The sequence below is a fragment of the Desulforamulus profundi genome (assembly GCF_002607855.1).
Genome location: NZ_AWQQ01000083.1, coordinates 1 through 1,041 on the forward strand (window position 1 = coordinate 1; position 1,041 = coordinate 1,041).

General features: G+C 41.0%; 1 pseudogene. It reads left to right on the forward strand.

Features of this window, described 5'->3' with window-relative positions:
- Positions 1-740 (forward strand): annotated as a pseudogene (locus P378_RS12565) (transposase); the annotation flags it as partial.
- Between the last annotated feature and the right edge of the window lie 301 nt (positions 741-1,041).

Here is a 1,041-nt window from a genome sequence, read left to right on the forward strand (position 1 = left end):
CTTTCGGTAAGAGTTCAATGAGAATCATTGACTACTTGCTTTGGAAAATCCCATGATAAGGATTTTCGATTTTTGTTCCTCTTCTTCACTCATCTATGCTGCATAAAGTGGACGATATCCGTCTTGCCCTGGACGGAATGATTACACCGGAACAGCGGCAAAAAATGAATATTATTCTTCAGCATTATGACGGATTGGAAAAGTGCAAGTCCAACCTTGAATCTTTAATTCTGTCGCTCTCAGAGCCTTATGCCAAGGAACGTACTTTAGTGTTCGCTGTACCAGGTATCAAAAATCCTTTTTCTGCTATCGCTATAATCTCGGAAATCGGTGTTGATATGTCTGTGTTCCCTACAGCCAAACACTTGTGTTCCTGGGCAGGAGTGACTCCTCAAAACAACGAGAGTGCTGGCAAGAAACATTCTGTTCGCATATCCCGTGCCGGTGTTTATATCAAGCCACTTTTGGTACAGTGCGCCAACGCTGTTGTTAAAAGTGATAAACACCCTGAAATCAAGGGTCGCTATTTATCTATCAAAAAGCGACGTGGCCATAAGCGTGCTATTATAGCTATTGCACGAATGTTGCTTACTGCCATTTATCACATCCTTAAGAAAGGTGAACCCTATAATCCCGAGCTTTATAAGAAAGCTGAACCTATTCCYGCATCTCGTGAAATCACAGTAGAACAGGCTATTCTTATAGCACGTAGACACGGGTACTCTGTAGTTAAGGATTGATAGAAATACACAAGTTGTCACTATTCATTTTTTAAAGACTGTCCCATGGATGGTCTGTTTGCTATGCTTTTTTTTAGTTTGTGCCCCCCGTGGAGCTGGTTTCAGACTTTTCCTCCTCGGACTGCTGCTCAATTAACTATACTTGTTTTAGAGGTCTATGACAACTATCCTAACACAGGGGGGTGATGGTATGGCTAAACAGGAAAAAATTACACTTCTTCAATTTCAAAAAATGTTCCAAACTGAAGAAGATTGCCGGACATATCTTTTTAAAATGCTCTGGCCTAACGAGTATAAACAA